Consider the following 15,286-nt stretch of genomic DNA (forward strand, 5'->3'; position numbering starts at 1 on the left):
CCCGGACCGCACCTGCCTCATGCGGTCGCGGCGCGCGCCTCGAGCTCCTTGAGCAGCCGGCGGCGGGTGCGCTCGTCGGCCTTGACGATCTTGCGAAGCAGGAGCAGCTGGGAGGGCAGGTTCCTCTTCGTGGTGGTCTCCCACCAGCCGTTGGGGAAGGCCAGCCGGACCGTCTTGTGCCAGGCGCTGTAGACCTGCTGGGGCAGCGGGGCGGTGTGGTAGCGCAGGCCGTACTTCTCGAAGAGCGCGCGAACCCGCGGGGCGACCTCGGCGTAGCGGTTGGAGGGCAGGTCGGGCCAGATGTGGTGCTCGATCTGGTGTGACAGGTTGCCGGACATCACGTGGACGGCCTTGGAGCCGGAGATGTTGGCGGAGCCGAGCATCTGGCGCAGGTACCAGTCACCGCGCGTCTCGTTCTCCGGCAGCTCGTCGACCTCGAAGGTCGAGACGCCCTCCGGGAAGTGGCCGCACATGATGACGCTGTGCGACCAGACGTTGCGGGCCAGGTTCGCGATCAGGTTGGCCAGCAGGGTCGTCGGCGCCGAGGGACCGGACAGGAGCGGGTGGACGACGTAGTCCTTGAGCGCCTGCCGGCGCATTTTCCTCAGCGAGCCCTTCAGGCCCTTCGTGAACCACTCGGGACGCTCCTCCTTGGGGAGGCGGAGGTTGTCGCCGAGCTTGAGGTCGTACATCGCGATGCCGTACTCGAAGATCAGCATGTTGATGAAGTTCAGACCCGGCTGGATGAGGCAGCGCGGGTTCCACGGCTGCTCCTCGTCGACGCGGACCAGACCCCAGCCGAGGTCGTTGTCCATGCCCACGATGTTGGTGTAGGTGTGGTGCTCCTCGTTGTGCGACCGCTTCCACCCCTCCGAGGTGGCGGCGTTGTCCCACTCCCAGGTCGTCGAGTGGATCTTCGGGTCACGCATCCAGTCCCACTGGCCGTGCATGATGTTGTGCCCGATCTCCATGTTGTCGAGGATCTTGGCGATGCTCAGGCCGATCGTGCCGGCGACGAAGGCGGGCGGGAACAGGCTGCCGAGCAGCACGGCACGGCTGCCGAGCTCGAGGTAGCGCTGGGTCTTGATGACGCGCCGGATGTACGCCGCGTCGCGCTCACCGCGCGACGCCATCACCTCGCGCCGGATGGCGTCGAGCTCGGCGCCGATCGCCTCGATGTCCTCCCGCGCCAGGTGGGCGATCGGGCTGTTCTCGGTGCCGGTGTTCGGCTCGTTGACGATGGTCATGGGGTTTCTCCTCGCTGATCGGGGGATCAGTGGTCGATCACGCAGTTCCCGGCCGCGGCCGAGATGCAGGTCTGGATCTGGATGCCGTCGTTCTCGCCGGGCACGGCCACGGTGAGATCGCCGTTGCGAAGGTCGCGGACGGCCCCTTCCCTGAGGGGCAGCACGCAGCCGAAGCAGATGCCCATCCGGCACCCGCTCGGCATCAGGACGCCGGCCTCCTCGGCGGCGTCGAGGATCGGGGTCGCGCCGTCGGCCTCGACCTCCTGGCCGCCGGCCTCGAAGCGCACGGTGCCGCCCTCGCCGACGACCACGGTCGTGAGCCGGAACTGCTCGGTGAACAGCTCCAGTCCGCGCGCGTCGTGGTGCTCGCGCAGGGCGTCGAGCAGGCCGGCCGGCCCGCAGGCGTACGTCGTCCGCTCGGCCAGGTCGGGCACCAGGTCGTCGAGCGCGTCGACGTCGAGCACACCGTGCACGTCGTCGTACCTCGCGACGAGCCGGATCGCGCCCGCCTCGTCGAGCTCGCGCAGGTTGCGCAGGAAGATCGAGTCCGGCTCGCTGGGCGCCACGTGGACGACCGTGATGTCGAGCCCACGCCGCGGGCCCCGCTGGTCGAGCTTGTCGAGACCCACGACCCCCTCGTCGGTGACCGGGAAGAGGTTGCGGAGCATGCCGACGACCGGCGTCACGCCCGAGCCGGCCGTGATGAACAGGAGCTTGCGGCCGGTCAGGTCGGCGGGCAGCACGAACTCCCCGGCGGCCTGCTCCATGTGCACGAGGGTGCCGGGCCGCGCGTCGTGCACGAGGTGGTTGCTCACCGTGCCGTCGGGAACCGCCTTCACGGTGACCGAGATGTAGCCGTCGCGGCGCGGTCCGTGCGTGAGCGAGTAGGCACGCCACTGCCGCACACCGTCGACGTCGATGCCGATGCGGACGTACTGCCCGGGGACGTGCCCGGCCCAGTCGGCGCCCGGCCTGATGACGATGGTGGCGGCGTCGCGGGTCTCCGGCTCCACGCTGACGATCCGGCCGCGCAGCGGCGCTCCGGAGCGCAACGGCGCGAAGAGATCGAGGTAGTCGGCCGGCAGCACCGGGGTGGTCGCGGCCTCCGCCAGGCGCACGAGCCGATCCCGCAGCGAGAGGCCGCGGGGCGCCCGAGTCAGCAGAGAGGTCGTCACATGACCATGGTGACTGCTCACAGCACGTAAACTCCTGTGTGACAGACGTGAATAGTCGGGTCCCATTTGTTCGCTGGAGACAAAGATCAAGGAGCGCCATGGTCAGGTTGCGGGTCCGCCGGGAGCCACCTCCGACCCCGCCGGTCCGGCTCTCGCCGGAGATCGCCGACCGGATCCGCGCCATCCTGCCGCGCGTCGGCGAGGACGTCGTCGCGGCCGTCATCGAGGGCGTGCCCAGCTATCGCGACGCCTGGTCGGGGAAGATGGTCGAGACGATCCGGACGGCGGTCGGCACGGCGCTGGACGGGTTCTTGTCCGTCGCCTCGGGGCAGTCGGTCGAGACCCTTCCCGCCGCCCCCCAGGCCGTCGAGGGCGCCTACGCCCTGGGTCGCGGCGAGGCGCGCAGCGGTCGCACCCCGGAGGCGCTGCTCGCGGCGTACCGCATCGGGGCCCGCGTGGCCTGGCGCGAGCTGTCCTCCGAGGCAGTGGCCGCGGGCGTCCCCGCCGAGACGCTCGTCGAGTTCGCCGCCCTGGTCTTCGCCTGGATCGACGAGGTCTCCGACGCGTCCGCTGCCGGCCACGCCGACGAGCTCGCGAGCTCCGGCAGGGTCCGTCAGCGGCTGCTCGAGCAGCTCGGCCGCCGGCTGCTCACGGGTGCGACCACCGAGGTGCTCGACGACCTGGCGGAGCGTGCCGACTGGCAGCCGCCGACCACGCTGGCGGCCGTGCTGGTCCCGGCGTCCCAGCTCGGGCCGGTCCTGGCCGCGGTGCCGCAGACCACGCTCGTGCTGCACGAGCTGCCCGAGATCGACGACACGACGCTGCTGCTCGTGCCCGACGCCGAGCCGACGCGGCGGGCGGTGCTGCTGCAGGCCGTCGCCGGGCGCGGTGCCGTGGTCGGTCCGCCGAAGCCGTGGCGCGAGGCCCGGCTCTCCTATGCCCGGGCGCTGCGCGTGCAGCAGGCGGGCTGGGGGCACGACACCGAGGACCACCTGGTCCGACTGGTGCTCGGGGCCGACCCCGACGCACTCGAGGACCTGCGGCGTACCGCGCTGGCACCGCTGGCCGAGCTGCGGCCGGGCACGGCGGAGAAGCTCGCCGAGACCCTGCGCTCCTGGCTGCTCCACCACGGCCGCCGCGAGGACGTCGCGGCCGAGCTCTTCGTGCACCCGCAGACGGTGCGCTACCGGATGGGGCAGCTCCGTGACCTGTACGGCGACCGGCTCGAGGATCCCGCCACGGTGCTGGCGCTGACCGTCGCGCTCGGGTGAGCGCGCGCGGCACCGTCGGCGGACCGGAACCGCGGCGTCCGTACGGTGGAGGAGTGAGCCACCGTCGCCGACTCCTCGCCGCCGTACCGCTGCTGCTGTGCGTCCTGACCGGGTGCAGCGACGGCCCGTCGGCGGCGCGGCCGGACCAGCGCCCGAGCGCGACGTCGTCCTCCCCCGCCGTTGTGGCGACGCCGCCGTCGGTACGGCGCTACGTCGCGCTCGGCGACTCGTTCACCGCGGCCCCTGGCGTCCCGGGGCGGCAGTCCGACGACGGCTGTCTTCGCTCCAGCCGCAACTACCCCCACCTGCTCGCGGAGGCGATCGACGTCGCCGAGCTGGTCGACGTGAGCTGCGGCGGCGCCGCCACCGCGCACCTGACGGCGCCGCAACGCGTCGACGGCCAGGCGGTGTCACCGCAGCTGGAGGCGCTCACGCCCGACACGGACCTGGTGACCGTGGGCCTGGGCGGCAACGACCTGAACCTGTTCGGCAGCCTGGTCGGGGCGTGCGTCCGCCCGCACGCGGCCGAGACCGCCGGCACTCCGTGCACCGACCGGCTGCGACCCGGCCTGGCGCAGCGGCTCGACCGGATCGAGGGCAATGTCGCCGAGGCGGTCCGCCGGGTCCGGGCGGCCGCGCCGGCGGCCCGGGTCGTGGTGGTCGGCTACCCGCAGCTCGTGCCGGCCTCGGGCACCTGCACCGACCTGCCGTTCGCGCCCGGGGACTACCCGTTCGCGCGCTCGGTCAACGAGCAGATGAGCCGGGCCGTCGAACGCGGCGCCGCGCGCGCCAAGGCGACCTACCTGGATCTGCTCGGCCCCAGCGAGGGCCACGACATCTGCTCCGACGAGCCGTGGGTCAACGGCTTCTCCGGCCCGGGCGCCATCCCGTTCCACCCGTTCTCGGTGGAGCAGGAGTACGTCGCCCAGCGGCTCGCCGCGCTGGTCGCGGACCCCGCGCTCACTCCTCGGTGACCCGGCCGTCCTCGACCCGGAGACGGCGGTCCACCCGGACCGCCTCCAGCATCCGCCGGTCGTGGGTGACCAGCAGCAGCGTGCCGGGGAACTGCTCCAGCGCCTGCTCGAGCTGCTCGATCGCCGGCAGGTCCAGGTGGTTGGTCGGCTCGTCGAGGACGAGCAGGTTCACCCCGCGCGCCTGGAGCAGGGCGAGCGCGGCGCGGGTCCGCTCGCCCGGTGACAGCGTCGCGGCTCCCCGCAGCACGTGGTCGGCCTTGAGGCCGAACTTCGCCAGCAGCGTGCGCACGGCCTCCGGCGTCAGGTCGCCGGCGTGCCGCTGGAACGCGTCGGCCAGCGGCTCCTCGCCCTCGAAGAGCCGTCGAGCCTGGTCGACCTCGCCCACCACCACGCCCGGGCCGAGGGACGCGTGGCCCTCGTCCAGCGGGATCCGGCCGAGCAGAGCGCCCAGCAGGGTGGACTTCCCCGAGCCGTTCGGCCCCGTGATCGCGACCCGGTCGGCCCAGCCGATCTCGAGGTCGACCGGTCCCAGGACGAACCCACCCCGGCGTACGACGGCACCGCGGAGCGTCGCCGTCACCGCACCCGACCTCGGGGCGGCCGCGATCTCCAGCCGCAGCTCCCACTCCTTGCGCGGCTCCTCCACGGCGTCGCGCTCGAGCCGCTCGATGGCGCGCTCGCTCTGCCGGACCTTGGCCGCCTGCTTCTCGGCCGACTCGGCCCGGAACCGGCGGATCGACTTGTCGGGCTCGTCGTTGATGGAGCGCCTGGCGTTGCGCACGCCCTGCTGCGCCCAGGCCCGCTGGGTCTGGATCCGGCCGGAGAGGTCGGCCAGCTTGCCGGCGTACTCCTCGTAGGCCTCGCGGGCGTGCTGCCGGGCGATCTCGCGCTCGCGCAGGTAGGCGTCGTAGCCGCCGCCGTAGACGTTCACCTGGTGCTGGTGCAGGTCGAGCTCGACGATCCGGTTCACGGTGCGGGCCAGGAACTCGCGGTCGTGGCTGACGATGACGGTCGGCGCGCGCAGCCCCGCGACGAACCGCTCCAGCCGGTCCAGGCCGTCGAGGTCGAGGTCGTTGGTCGGCTCGTCGAGGAGGAAGGCGTCGTAGCGCGACAGCAGCAGCGACGCCAGGCCCGCGCGGGCGGCCTGGCCGCCCGACAGCGCGGTCATGGGGAGGTCCAGGTCGACACCCAGGCCGAGGTCGGCGGCCACCTGCTCGGCCCGCTCGTCGAGGTCGGCGCCGCCGAGGGCGAGCCACCGCTCCAGCGCCACGGCGTACTCCTCGTCGGCCCCGGGCTCCCCGGCCGAGAACCGCTCCGTCGCGGTGTCGAACGCGGTCTGGGCCCGCGCCACCCCGGTCCGGCGCGCCAGGAACTGCCGCACCGTCTCGCCGTCCCTGCGCTCGGTCTCCTGGGGTAGGTAGCCGACCGCCGCTCCCGGCGGCGACGCGCTCACGGACCCCTCCTCGGGAGCCAGCTCACCGGCAAGCACGCGCAGCAGGGTCGACTTGCCGGCGCCGTTGGGGCCGACGAGACCGACGACGTCGCCCGGCGCGAGCACCAGGTCGAGGGAGTCGAACAGAGCCTTCGGTCCGTGACCGGCGGCCAGTCCTCTCGCAACGATCGTCGCGAGGTTGCTCGGGTTCGTGGACATCGCCTGAAAGGCTATCGACCGAGCGCCAGTGGTTTTCGGGCCAGCCGACGGCGGCAGGGCATGATCGACCCATGCGTCTGCGCCTGACCGCCGCCGGGCTCGCGGTGGCGGCCGTCCTGGCCGGTTGCACGTCGGGGGACGGGGCCGACGGCCCCCGGCCGGCGCCGAGCGGAAGCACGATCGCGGAGGAGTACGCCGCCGCGGTGAGCGCACCCGTGGAGGACTCGGTGTACCCGGCGGCAGGGGACCCGGGCGTCGACGCGCTGCACTACGACCTCGAGCTCACCTGGGACAACGACGCGCGGGTGCTCAGCGGCGAGCAGCAGCTGGTCTTCCGCGCCACCGCGACGGCACCGGCCTTCCGGCTGGACCTCTCCGAGCAGCTCGCCACGACCGAGGTCACCCTCGACGGCAAGCCCGTCGCCGTGCGCCGCGAGGGCAAGGACCTGGTGGTCGACGCCCCGGTCCGCGCCGACGCCGTCCACACGCTCGCGCTCGACTACGCCGGCACCCCGCAGCCGGTGCCGGCACCCAGCCGGCGCGGCGACACCGAGCCGCTCGGCCTGACCGTCGACAGCAGGGGCGGGCTGTGGACGATGCAGGAGCCGTACGGCGCCTACACCTGGTACGCCGTCAACGACCAGCCCTCCGACAAGGCCCTGTACGACATCACCGTGCACGCGCCCGGCGACTGGATCGGCGTCGCCAACGGGGTGCTGGAGTCCCGTGAGACCACCGACGGTCGGACCACCACGCACTGGCGACTCGACGACCCCGCGGCGGCGTACCTCGTGACGCTCGCCGTCGGCGCCTACACGCTCACCGAGGCCACCGGCCCGCGCGGCCTGCCGATCACGTACTGGGTGCCGGCCGACGACCCCGGCCTGGTCAACGACCTGGAGCGGACCCCGGAGCTGCTGGCCTGGCTGGAGGAACGGCTCGGCCCCTACCCGTTCGACGCCCTCGGCATCGTGGTGGTCGAGTCCGAGAGCGGGATGGAGACGCAGTCGATGATCACGCTCGGCGACGACGGCCTGTCCACCGCCCCGGAGGTGATCGTCCACGAGCTCGCGCACCAGTGGTACGGCGACCTGGTCACGCCCGCCGACTGGCGCGACGTCTGGATGAACGAGGGCATGGCGACCTACCTCCAGGGCGTGTGGCAGGACGAGGCCTGGCAGCTGCCGCCGGGCGAGTCGATCACCGAGTGGGCCAGGCTCGAGCCGCGGGAGCGCCGCGAGTCGGGCCCGCCCGGCGCCTACGACCCGGGCAGGTTCGCCGACCAGAACGTCTACTTCGGCCCGGCCGTGATGTGGCACCGGTTGCGGTCGCTGGTCGGCGACGAGGCCTTCTGGCGGCTGGTGCGGGAGTGGCCCGCGGCCCGGGCGGGCCGCAGCACCACGCGGGAGGACTACGTGGCGTGGGTCAACGAGCAGCTCGGCGAGGACCTGACCGCGTTCTTCACCGCCTGGCTGACCAGTCCGACCACACCGCGGTAGTTCCGCTCTGGGCGGACAGCCTTGCCCCGCCGGCCCCGCGTCGGCTTCGGTGGTGGCCATGAGACTGCTGGTGCTGGGCGGGACCGTCTTCCTCTCCCGGGCGGTGGCCGCCGAGGCGGTACGCCGGGGCCACACCGTCACGTGTGCGGCCCGCGGAACCTCCGGGTCGGTGCCCGACGGCGCCGAGCTGGTGCCGTGGGACCGGGCGCACCCGGTCCCCGACGAGCTGACCGAGCGCCACTTCGACGCGGTGGTCGACGTCGCGCGGCACCCGTCGCGAGTGGCCGCGGCGGTGACTGCCTTCCCCCATGCCCACTGGGTCTTCGTCTCGACCATCAACGTCTACGCCGACGAGTCGACCCCGAACGGCCGGCCCGGCACGCTGCCGCTGCGCGAGCCGATCCTCGGCGACGTCGACCTGACCCTCGACCCGGAGGCCTACGGGCCGATGAAGGTGGCCTGCGAGGACGCCGTCCGAGCCGGCGCGTCCTCCGCGACCGTCATCCGGCCGGGACTCATCGTCGGGCCGGGCGACCCGACGGGACGGTTCTCCTACTGGCCGCGGCGGATCGCCGACGCCGGCTCCGGCGAGGTGCTCGCGCCGGGCCGCCCGGGTGACGTCGTGCAGGTGATCGACGTGCGTGACCTGGCGGCGTGGATCGTCCGGGCCGCCACCGCCCGGACCCCCGGGACCTTCGACGGCGTCGGCCCGGCGATGCCGCTGGAGCAGCTGCTGGACGCGGTCGCCGAGGGCGTCGGGTCGCGGCCGACGTACGTCTGGGTGCCGCAGGAGCTCCTCGCCGAGCAGGGCGTCGAGCCGTGGATGGGTCCGGAGTCGGTGCCGCTGTGGCTCCCGCGGCCGGCGTACGACGGCATGCTGGCCCACGACGTTTCGCCCTCGCTCGCCGCCGGGCTGACCGTGCGACCGCTCGCGGAGTCGGCGCGGGACACCCTGGCCTGGCTCGACGCCACGCCGGACGCCCGGGTGACCGGCATCTCCGCCGAGCGGGAGAAGGAGCTGCTGGCGACGTTCCGCGCCGACGCTACGGATCAGTAACCTCGGCCGCATGGCACGACTCAACGCCCGGCAGCTCATCGACCTGGTCCTCGACGACGGCTCCTGGGTCTCCTGGGACACCCCGCCCGCGCGCGTCGGCGTCAGCGCGGCGTACGCCGCGGAGCTGGCCGCGGCCGAGGAGCGCACCGGGGTCGACGAGTCGGTGCTCACGGGGTCCGGCCTCATGATGGGGCGCCGCGTCGCGGTGCTCGTCTCGGAGTTCGGCTTCCTCGCCGGGTCGATCGGGCGTGACGCCGCCGACCGGCTGGTCTCGGCCATCAAGCGGGCCACGGCCGAAGGACTGCCCCTGCTGGCGGCGCCGGCGTCGGGCGGCACCCGGATGCAGGAGGGCACGCCGGCCTTCGTGCAGATGGTGCGGATCACCGAGGCGGTCGCCGCGCACAAGGCGGCCGGACTGCCCTACCTCGTCTACCTGCGCCACCCCACGACCGGCGGCGTCATGGCCTCCTGGGGGTCGCTGGGTCACGTCACCGTCGGCGAGCCGGGGGCGCTGCTCGGCTTCCTCGGTCCGAAGGTGTTCGAGCTGCTCCACGGCGAGCCGTTCCCGCCCGGCGTACAGCAGGCCGAGAACCTCTACGCCCACGGCATCATCGACGCCGTCCTCCCGCCCGACGAGATCGCCGGGATCCTGGACCGGGCGCTGACGATCCTGCTCACCCGTCCGGGTCCTCAGGCGCTCGCCCCCTCGGCGGTCGAGCCGACCTCCCCCTCGGTGGTCGAGCCGACGAGCGCAGCGAGGCGCGTCGAGACCACCCCGCCCGCCCTGCCCGACGTCGACACCTGGGACGCGGTCACCCGCTCCCGGCGGCCGGACCGGCCGGGGGTGCGGCGGCTGCTGAAGACGGCGGCCGTGGACGTCGTACCCCTCAACGGCACCGGCCAGGGCGAGCGCGACCCCGCGCTCCTCATCGCGCTGGCGCGCTTCGGGGACGCGCCGTGCGTCCTGCTGGCGCAGGACCGCCGCGAGCAACAGCAGCAGCCGTTCGGGCCGCAGGCGCTGCGGGAGGCTCAACGCGGGATGCGGCTCGCCGCGGACCTCGGTCTGCCGGTCCTGACGGTGATCGACACCCGTGGCGCCGCGCTGTCCGCCGACGCCGAGAACGGCGGCATGGCCGGCGAGATCGCCCGCTGCATCGACGCGCTCGTCACCGCGAAGGCGCCGACCCTGTGCCTGATGCTGGGCGAGGGCAACGGCGGCGGGGCGCTGGCGTTCCTCCCCGCCGACCGGGTGGTGGCCGCCCAGCACGCGTGGCTCTCGCCCCTCCCGCCGGAGGGCGCCTCGGCCATCGTGCACGGCGACGTGTCCCACGCGGCGGACATGGCGCGCGCCCAGCAGGTCCGGGCGCTCGACCTGCACGCCCGCGGCATCGTCGACCGGATCATCCCGGAGCTGCCCGACGCCGCCGAGGAGCCGGATGCCTTCTGCCACCGGGTCGGCGCGGTGATCGAGGAGGAGCTGGCCGGACTGCTGGCGCGTGGAGCCGGTACGCCGGCAGCCCGAGCCTCCCGCTACGCCTGACGCGTCCGACCAGACCGCTGGTCGTTCGCGCCGCAGCCCGCGCAAAGTGTCACGGTGACAGTTGGCGCCAGGGGTGACAGTTCAAAAGGTCACTCCTGTGGCGAACTGTCACGGTGACAGTTTGGAAGTGTCACGGTGACACTTTGCGGCCGGCGCCTGACGCGTCAGACCAGACCGGAGGGGTCCGCCATCGCCGCCGCCACGTCGGCGAGGAACGCCGAGCCGGCGGCGCCGTCGACGTGACGGTGGTCGAAGCTCAGCGACAGCGTGCACACGTCGCGGATCGCCAGCCGGTCCTCGCCGTCGGACGACACGACCCAGGGCTGCTTGCGCACCGCCCCGAAGGCCAGGATCGCCGACTCCCCGGGGTTGATGATCGGCGTGCCGCCCTCGATACCGAACGGACCGATGTTCGTGATCGTGAACGTCCCACCGGTCTGCTCCGCCGGCTGCGTCCTCCCCTCGCGGGCGACGTCGGTGAGCCGGTTGAGGGCCCGCCCGAGGTCGGGCGCGGCCAGCAGGTCGGCGTCCTTGATGTTCGGCACGACCAGCCCGCGCGGGGTGGCCGCGGCGATGCCGAGGTTGACGTAGTGCCGCAGCACGACCTCCTGGGCCTCCTCCTCCCACACCGCGTTGAGGAGCGGGTGCCGGCGCAGCGCCTCGACGCAGGCCCGGGCGAGCACCAGCAGGGGGCTCACCCGCACGCCGTCGTACGCCGGCTCCGTGCGCAGCCGCGCACACAGCTGTGTCGTCGCGGTGACGTCGACGGTGGTCCAGATGGTGACGTGGGGGATGGTGAAGGCGCTGCCGACCATCGCCTGGCCCATCATCTTGCGCACACCCTTGATCGGCTCGCGGGTGATCCGGCCGGTGTAGGTGACCGGCGGGACGTCGTACGACCTGGTCGCCGGAGCCGCGGAACCGTATGACGTCACGTCCTCGCGGGTGACGTCGCCGTGCGGGCCGGTGGGGGTCACCGAGCGCAGATCGACGCCCAGCTCGCGGGCCAGACCCCGGACCGGCGGCTTGGCCGGCACGGGCCCGGTCGCGGGCCCGGTCGCGGACGGGGCGGCCCCGTTGGACCCACCCGCAGGGGCGGCCCCTGCTGAGCGGCGCGCCCGCCGCTGTGATCCGGCCTCCTTGGGGCCGTAGCCGACGAGCGTGCCCATCGGCTCCTCCGGCGCGGCGGTCTCGGCCCCGCTCGCCTCGCTCGGGGACCCGGCCACCGAGGAGGTGTCGGCACCGGGCTGCCCGATCCGGATGATCGGCGTCCCGACCGACACCGTCTCGCCGACCGGCACCAGGATCTCCAGCACCACTCCGGCGTACGGCGAGGGCAGCTCCACCACCGACTTGGCGGTCTCGATCTCGCAGACGATGTCGTTGATCTGCACCGCGTCGCCGACCGCGACCTGCCAGGAGACCAGCTCGGCCTCGACGAGGCCCTCGCCCACGTCGGGCAGCTTGAACTCCTGCACTCCTGCCGTCACCCCGCCCGTCATCCCGCCCGTCACCACGCCCAGCTCCGGTCGAGGGCGTCGAGCACCCGGTCGAGGTCGGGCAGGAAGTGCTCCTCGGCCCGCGCCGGCGGGTACGGGGTGTCGAAGCCACCGACACGCAGCACGGGCGCCTCCAGGAAGTAGAAGCACTCCTCGGTGATCCGGGCGGCCAGCTCGGCGCCCATGCCGAGGTTGACGTGGGCCTCGTGGACGACGACCGCCCGGCCGGTCCGCCGTACCGACTCGTAGACCGGGGCCAGGTCGAGCGGCGAGAGGGTCCGCAGGTCGACCACCTCCAGCGACCTCCCCTCCGTGGCGGCCGCGTCCGCGGCGCGCAGCGCGACCGCGACCGTCGGCCCGTAGGCGAGCACGGTGGCGTCGGTGCCGGGGCGGACCACCTGCGAGCTGAACAGCGGCGCCGGCGTCGCGGCGGTGTCCACCTCGACGGCGCCGGCGTGGTACTGCCGCTTCGGCTCGAGGAAGATCACCGGGTCGGGACAGGCGATGGCCTGCTGGATCATCCAGTAGGCGTCGGCCGGGTTCGAGCAGGCGACCACCTTGAGCCCCGGGGTGTGCGCGAACTGCGCCTCCGGGGACTCGCTGTGGTGCTCGACCGCGCCGATCCCGCCGCCGAACGGGATCCGGATGACGACGGGCATGCCGATCCGCCCGCCGGAGCGGTAGTGCATCTTGGCGACCTGGGACACGATCTGGTCGTACGCCGGGTAGACGAACCCGTCGAACTGGATCTCCACGACCGGCCGATAGCCGCGCAGCGCCAGGCCGACGGCCGTGCCGACGATGCCGGACTCGGCGAGCGGTGAGTCGATCACCCGGTCCTCGCCGAAGTCCTTCTGCAGGCCGTCGGTCACCCGGAAGACGCCACCGAGCCGGCCGATGTCCTCGCCCATGAGGAGCACCTTCGGGTCGTCCTCCATCGCCTTGCGGAGCCCCGCGTTGAGGGCCTTGGCGAGCGTGAGCTTCTGCGTGGTCATCAGGCCACCCCCTCGAACGAAGCGACGTAGTCGGCGTACCCGTCGCGCTGGGCGGCCAGCTCCTCGGTCATCTCCGCGTAGACATTGTCGAACAGCGGCCCGGGCGCGGGATCGGGCAGCGAGCGGCAGCCGTCGCGGAGTCGCTCCCCGAGCGCCTCGGCCTCGGCCGCGACGCCCGTGAAGAACGACTCCTCGGCCATCCCGCCGCGGCGCAGGTGGGCCTCGACCCGGGCGATCGGGTCCTTCAGCTTCCAGTGCTCGACCTCGTCGGAGACGCGGTAGCGGGTGGGGTCGTCGGTCGTGGTGTGGGCGCCCATGCGGTACGTGTAGGCCTCCACGAGCGTCGGTCCCCCGCCTTCGCGGGCCCGCTGGAGGGCCGACTGCATGACGGCGTACGTCGCCAGCACGTCGTTGCCGTCGACCCGGATGCCCGGGAAGCCGAACCCCTCGGCGCGGCGGTAGAGCGGGATCCGGCTCTGCCGCTCGAACGGCTCGGAGATCGCCCACTGGTTGTTCTGGCAGAAGAACACCACGGGCGCGTTGTAGGAGGCCGCGAAGACGAACGCCTCGTTGACGTCGCCCTGGCTGGAGGCGCCGTCGCCGAAGTGGGCGACCACCGCGGTGTCGCGGTCCGGGTCGCCGGTGCCGACCGCGCCGTCGCGCTGGACGCCCATGGCGTAGCCGGTCGCGTGCAGGGTCTGGGCGCCGATGACGATCGTGTAGAGCCCGAAGTTGCGCTCGGCGGGGTCCCACGAGCCCTGGTCGACACCGCGGAACAGCGCGAGCAGCTTCAGCGGGTCGACCCCGCGGCACCAGGCCACACCGTGCTCGCGGTAGGTCGGGAAGACGAAGTCCTGCGGACGCAGCGCGCGGCCGGCACCGATCTGCGCGGCCTCCTGGCCGAGCAGCTGGGCCCACAGGCCGAGCTCGCCGTGCCGCTGCAACGCGGTGGCCTCGATGTCGACGCGGCGGGTCAGCACCATGTCGCGGTAGAAGCCCTTGATCTGCTCCGCGTCACCGTCGAAGGAGTAGTCCGGGTGCTGGACCCGTACCCCCTCCGGCGTCAGGAGCTGGACGAAGTGCGGGGACTCCGCGGGGGTCTCCAGATGCTCGCTCACGGCATCCTCCTAGCGTCGGCGACCTGACGGGATCGACCGTCGCGGTCGTGCTCGGCGGTCACCCGCCCCGCGAAGGGTGGTTGCGCGGCGTGTGACCCAGCCCACATCCGGGCTCGGTCACAACGTACCTGCTACCCAGCGGTAGGCCGAACCGGCCCCGTCCGCTGGAGCCCTCTGCGTGTGTGAATCTCGCCTTCGGGGCGCGCCGGCCGGGGCGAGATTCACGCACGGCTGTGGAGAGGCCCCAGTCGGCTCCGTCTGATCGCGCCACAGTGCGGTCATGTCCGCGCCCGACGCGCCCCTCGACACCGACCGTCCGTTCCGACGCCGGGACGCACTGGCGGCTGGAGTCACGGACAAGGAGCTGCGCGGTCCGGGGTACCGCTCGCTGGCCCACGGCGTGTACGTCGGCACACAGGTGCCGGTCTCTCCGGCGCTGCACGCCCGCGCCGCTGCCCTGCCGTTCCCCGAGGGGAGCTGGGCCAGCCATGTCTCGGCGGCATTGATCCACCGGGTCCCGTTGCCACAGGCGCTGGAGCAGCCGACGGGCCGACAGCAGGTGACCGTCACCCGGGCGCGCGACCGGCGCAGCCGCGACGGAGTCGACTGCTACCTGCGCCCGGCCGGGCTCACCATGCTGAAGGACGGCACCCGGGTCTCCCAGCCGGCCCAGCTCTTCGTCGAGCTGGCCGAGGTGCTGGACCGGCTCGACCTCGTCGTCGCCGGCGACCACCTCGTTCGGCGTACCTCACTCACGCTGAGCCAGCTGCTCGCCTTCTGCGCCGCGACCACCCTGCCGGGCGGTGAGGCGGCCCGCGCCGCGGTGACCGACGTGCGCGAGCGAGTCGACTCTCCGATGGAGACCCGGCTGCGGATGCTGATCGTCTGGGCAGGACTGCCCGAGCCCCGGGTGAACTTCACGATCCGCGACGAGTGCGGTGTCCCTGTCCGGATGTACGACCTGAGCTATCCGGAGCAACGCCTGGCGATCGACTACGACGGCCGGGTCCATATCGATCGGGCGGAGAGCTGGGAGGAAGACACGGAGCGACGCGAGCTTAGCCACGACGATGGCTGGCGACTGATCACGGTGCTGGCCCGAGGGGTCTACGTCACGCCCGAGCGCACCCTCGAGAGGATCCGGCGGGCGGCGCTGGAGCGCGGCGTGCCCGGCGTACCGGCTGTTCTCGGCGACGGGTGGCGCCCGCACTTCGCCCGCCTGCGTGCGTGAATCTCGCCCGGAGGGCCGACCGGCCGGGG

At 73.2% G+C, this 15,286-nt stretch carries 12 protein-coding genes; 6 read left to right on the forward strand and 6 right to left on the reverse strand.

The window, feature by feature from the left end:
* Positions 1-17 precede the first annotated feature (17 nt).
* Positions 18-1,247 carry a fatty acid desaturase family protein gene (locus VGE38_RS09460; RefSeq protein WP_331142287.1) on the reverse strand — a complete coding sequence of 410 codons (1,230 nt, stop codon included), beginning with the start codon at positions 1,245-1,247 and terminating at the stop codon, positions 18-20.
* 26 nt (positions 1,248-1,273) lie between these two features.
* A complete protein-coding gene (locus tag VGE38_RS09465; protein ID WP_331142288.1) occupies positions 1,274-2,422 on the reverse strand; it encodes a ferredoxin reductase in 1,149 nt (382 codons plus the stop codon).
* Positions 2,423-2,520: 98 nt separating this feature from the next.
* Between VGE38_RS09465 and VGE38_RS09470 the strand changes: the two genes are divergently transcribed.
* Both VGE38_RS09470 and VGE38_RS09475 read left to right on the forward strand, forming a co-directional pair.
* Positions 2,521-3,693, forward strand: coding sequence for a PucR family transcriptional regulator (locus VGE38_RS09470; RefSeq protein ID WP_331142289.1), 1,173 nt, complete (start codon positions 2,521-2,523; stop codon positions 3,691-3,693).
* Between the two features lie 53 nt (positions 3,694-3,746).
* Positions 3,747-4,667: an SGNH/GDSL hydrolase family protein gene (locus tag VGE38_RS09475; RefSeq protein ID WP_331142290.1), complete on the forward strand. Its 921-nt coding sequence runs from the start codon at positions 3,747-3,749 to the stop codon at positions 4,665-4,667.
* On the opposite strand, the gene VGE38_RS09480 is transcribed toward VGE38_RS09475, so the two are convergent.
* Entirely contained in the window at positions 4,654-6,318 is a 1,665-nt protein-coding gene (locus tag VGE38_RS09480) for an ABC-F family ATP-binding cassette domain-containing protein (protein WP_331142291.1), read from the reverse strand. The genes VGE38_RS09475 and VGE38_RS09480 overlap by 14 nt on opposite strands.
* Positions 6,319-6,389: 71 nt before the next feature.
* Between VGE38_RS09480 and VGE38_RS09485 the strand changes: the two genes are divergently transcribed.
* From VGE38_RS09485 to VGE38_RS09495, 3 genes are read left to right on the forward strand one after another with little or no spacing between them, the layout of a single operon-like run.
* Positions 6,390-7,817 (forward strand): M1 family metallopeptidase, encoded by a 1,428-nt coding sequence (locus VGE38_RS09485; protein WP_331142292.1) that lies wholly within the window; start codon positions 6,390-6,392, stop codon positions 7,815-7,817.
* Positions 7,818-7,875: 58 nt separating this feature from the next.
* Positions 7,876-8,874 carry an NAD-dependent epimerase/dehydratase family protein gene (locus VGE38_RS09490; RefSeq protein WP_331142293.1) on the forward strand — a complete coding sequence of 333 codons (999 nt, stop codon included), beginning with the start codon at positions 7,876-7,878 and terminating at the stop codon, positions 8,872-8,874.
* Positions 8,875-8,884: 10 nt separating this feature from the next.
* Positions 8,885-10,414: a carboxyl transferase domain-containing protein gene (locus VGE38_RS09495; protein WP_331142294.1), complete on the forward strand. Its 1,530-nt coding sequence runs from the start codon at positions 8,885-8,887 to the stop codon at positions 10,412-10,414.
* A 164-nt stretch (positions 10,415-10,578) separates the two neighbouring features.
* Here VGE38_RS09495 and VGE38_RS09500 read toward each other — a convergent pair whose 3' ends face one another.
* The 3 genes from VGE38_RS09500 to pdhA are packed head-to-tail and all read right to left on the reverse strand — an operon-like array spanning position 10,579 to position 14,026.
* Positions 10,579-11,904, reverse strand: a complete 1,326-nt coding sequence (locus VGE38_RS09500) for a dihydrolipoamide acetyltransferase family protein (protein ID WP_331142295.1) — start codon at positions 11,902-11,904, stop codon at positions 10,579-10,581.
* A gap of 20 nt (positions 11,905-11,924) precedes the next feature.
* Entirely contained in the window at positions 11,925-12,908 is a 984-nt protein-coding gene (locus VGE38_RS09505) for an alpha-ketoacid dehydrogenase subunit beta (RefSeq protein ID WP_331142296.1), read from the reverse strand.
* Positions 12,908-14,026, reverse strand: a complete 1,119-nt coding sequence (pdhA, locus tag VGE38_RS09510; protein WP_331142297.1) for a pyruvate dehydrogenase (acetyl-transferring) E1 component subunit alpha — start codon at positions 14,024-14,026, stop codon at positions 12,908-12,910. The genes VGE38_RS09505 and pdhA overlap by 1 nt, the downstream gene beginning before the upstream one ends.
* Before the next feature lie 280 nt (positions 14,027-14,306).
* On the opposite strand from pdhA, the gene VGE38_RS09515 reads away from it, so the two are divergent.
* Positions 14,307-15,257 carry a hypothetical protein gene (locus VGE38_RS09515; RefSeq protein ID WP_331142298.1) on the forward strand — a complete coding sequence of 317 codons (951 nt, stop codon included), beginning with the start codon at positions 14,307-14,309 and terminating at the stop codon, positions 15,255-15,257.
* Positions 15,258-15,286: the final 29 nt, after the last annotated feature.

The sequence above is a fragment of the Nocardioides sp. genome (assembly GCF_036405735.1).
Lineage (GTDB): Bacteria > Actinomycetota > Actinomycetes > Propionibacteriales > Nocardioidaceae > Nocardioides.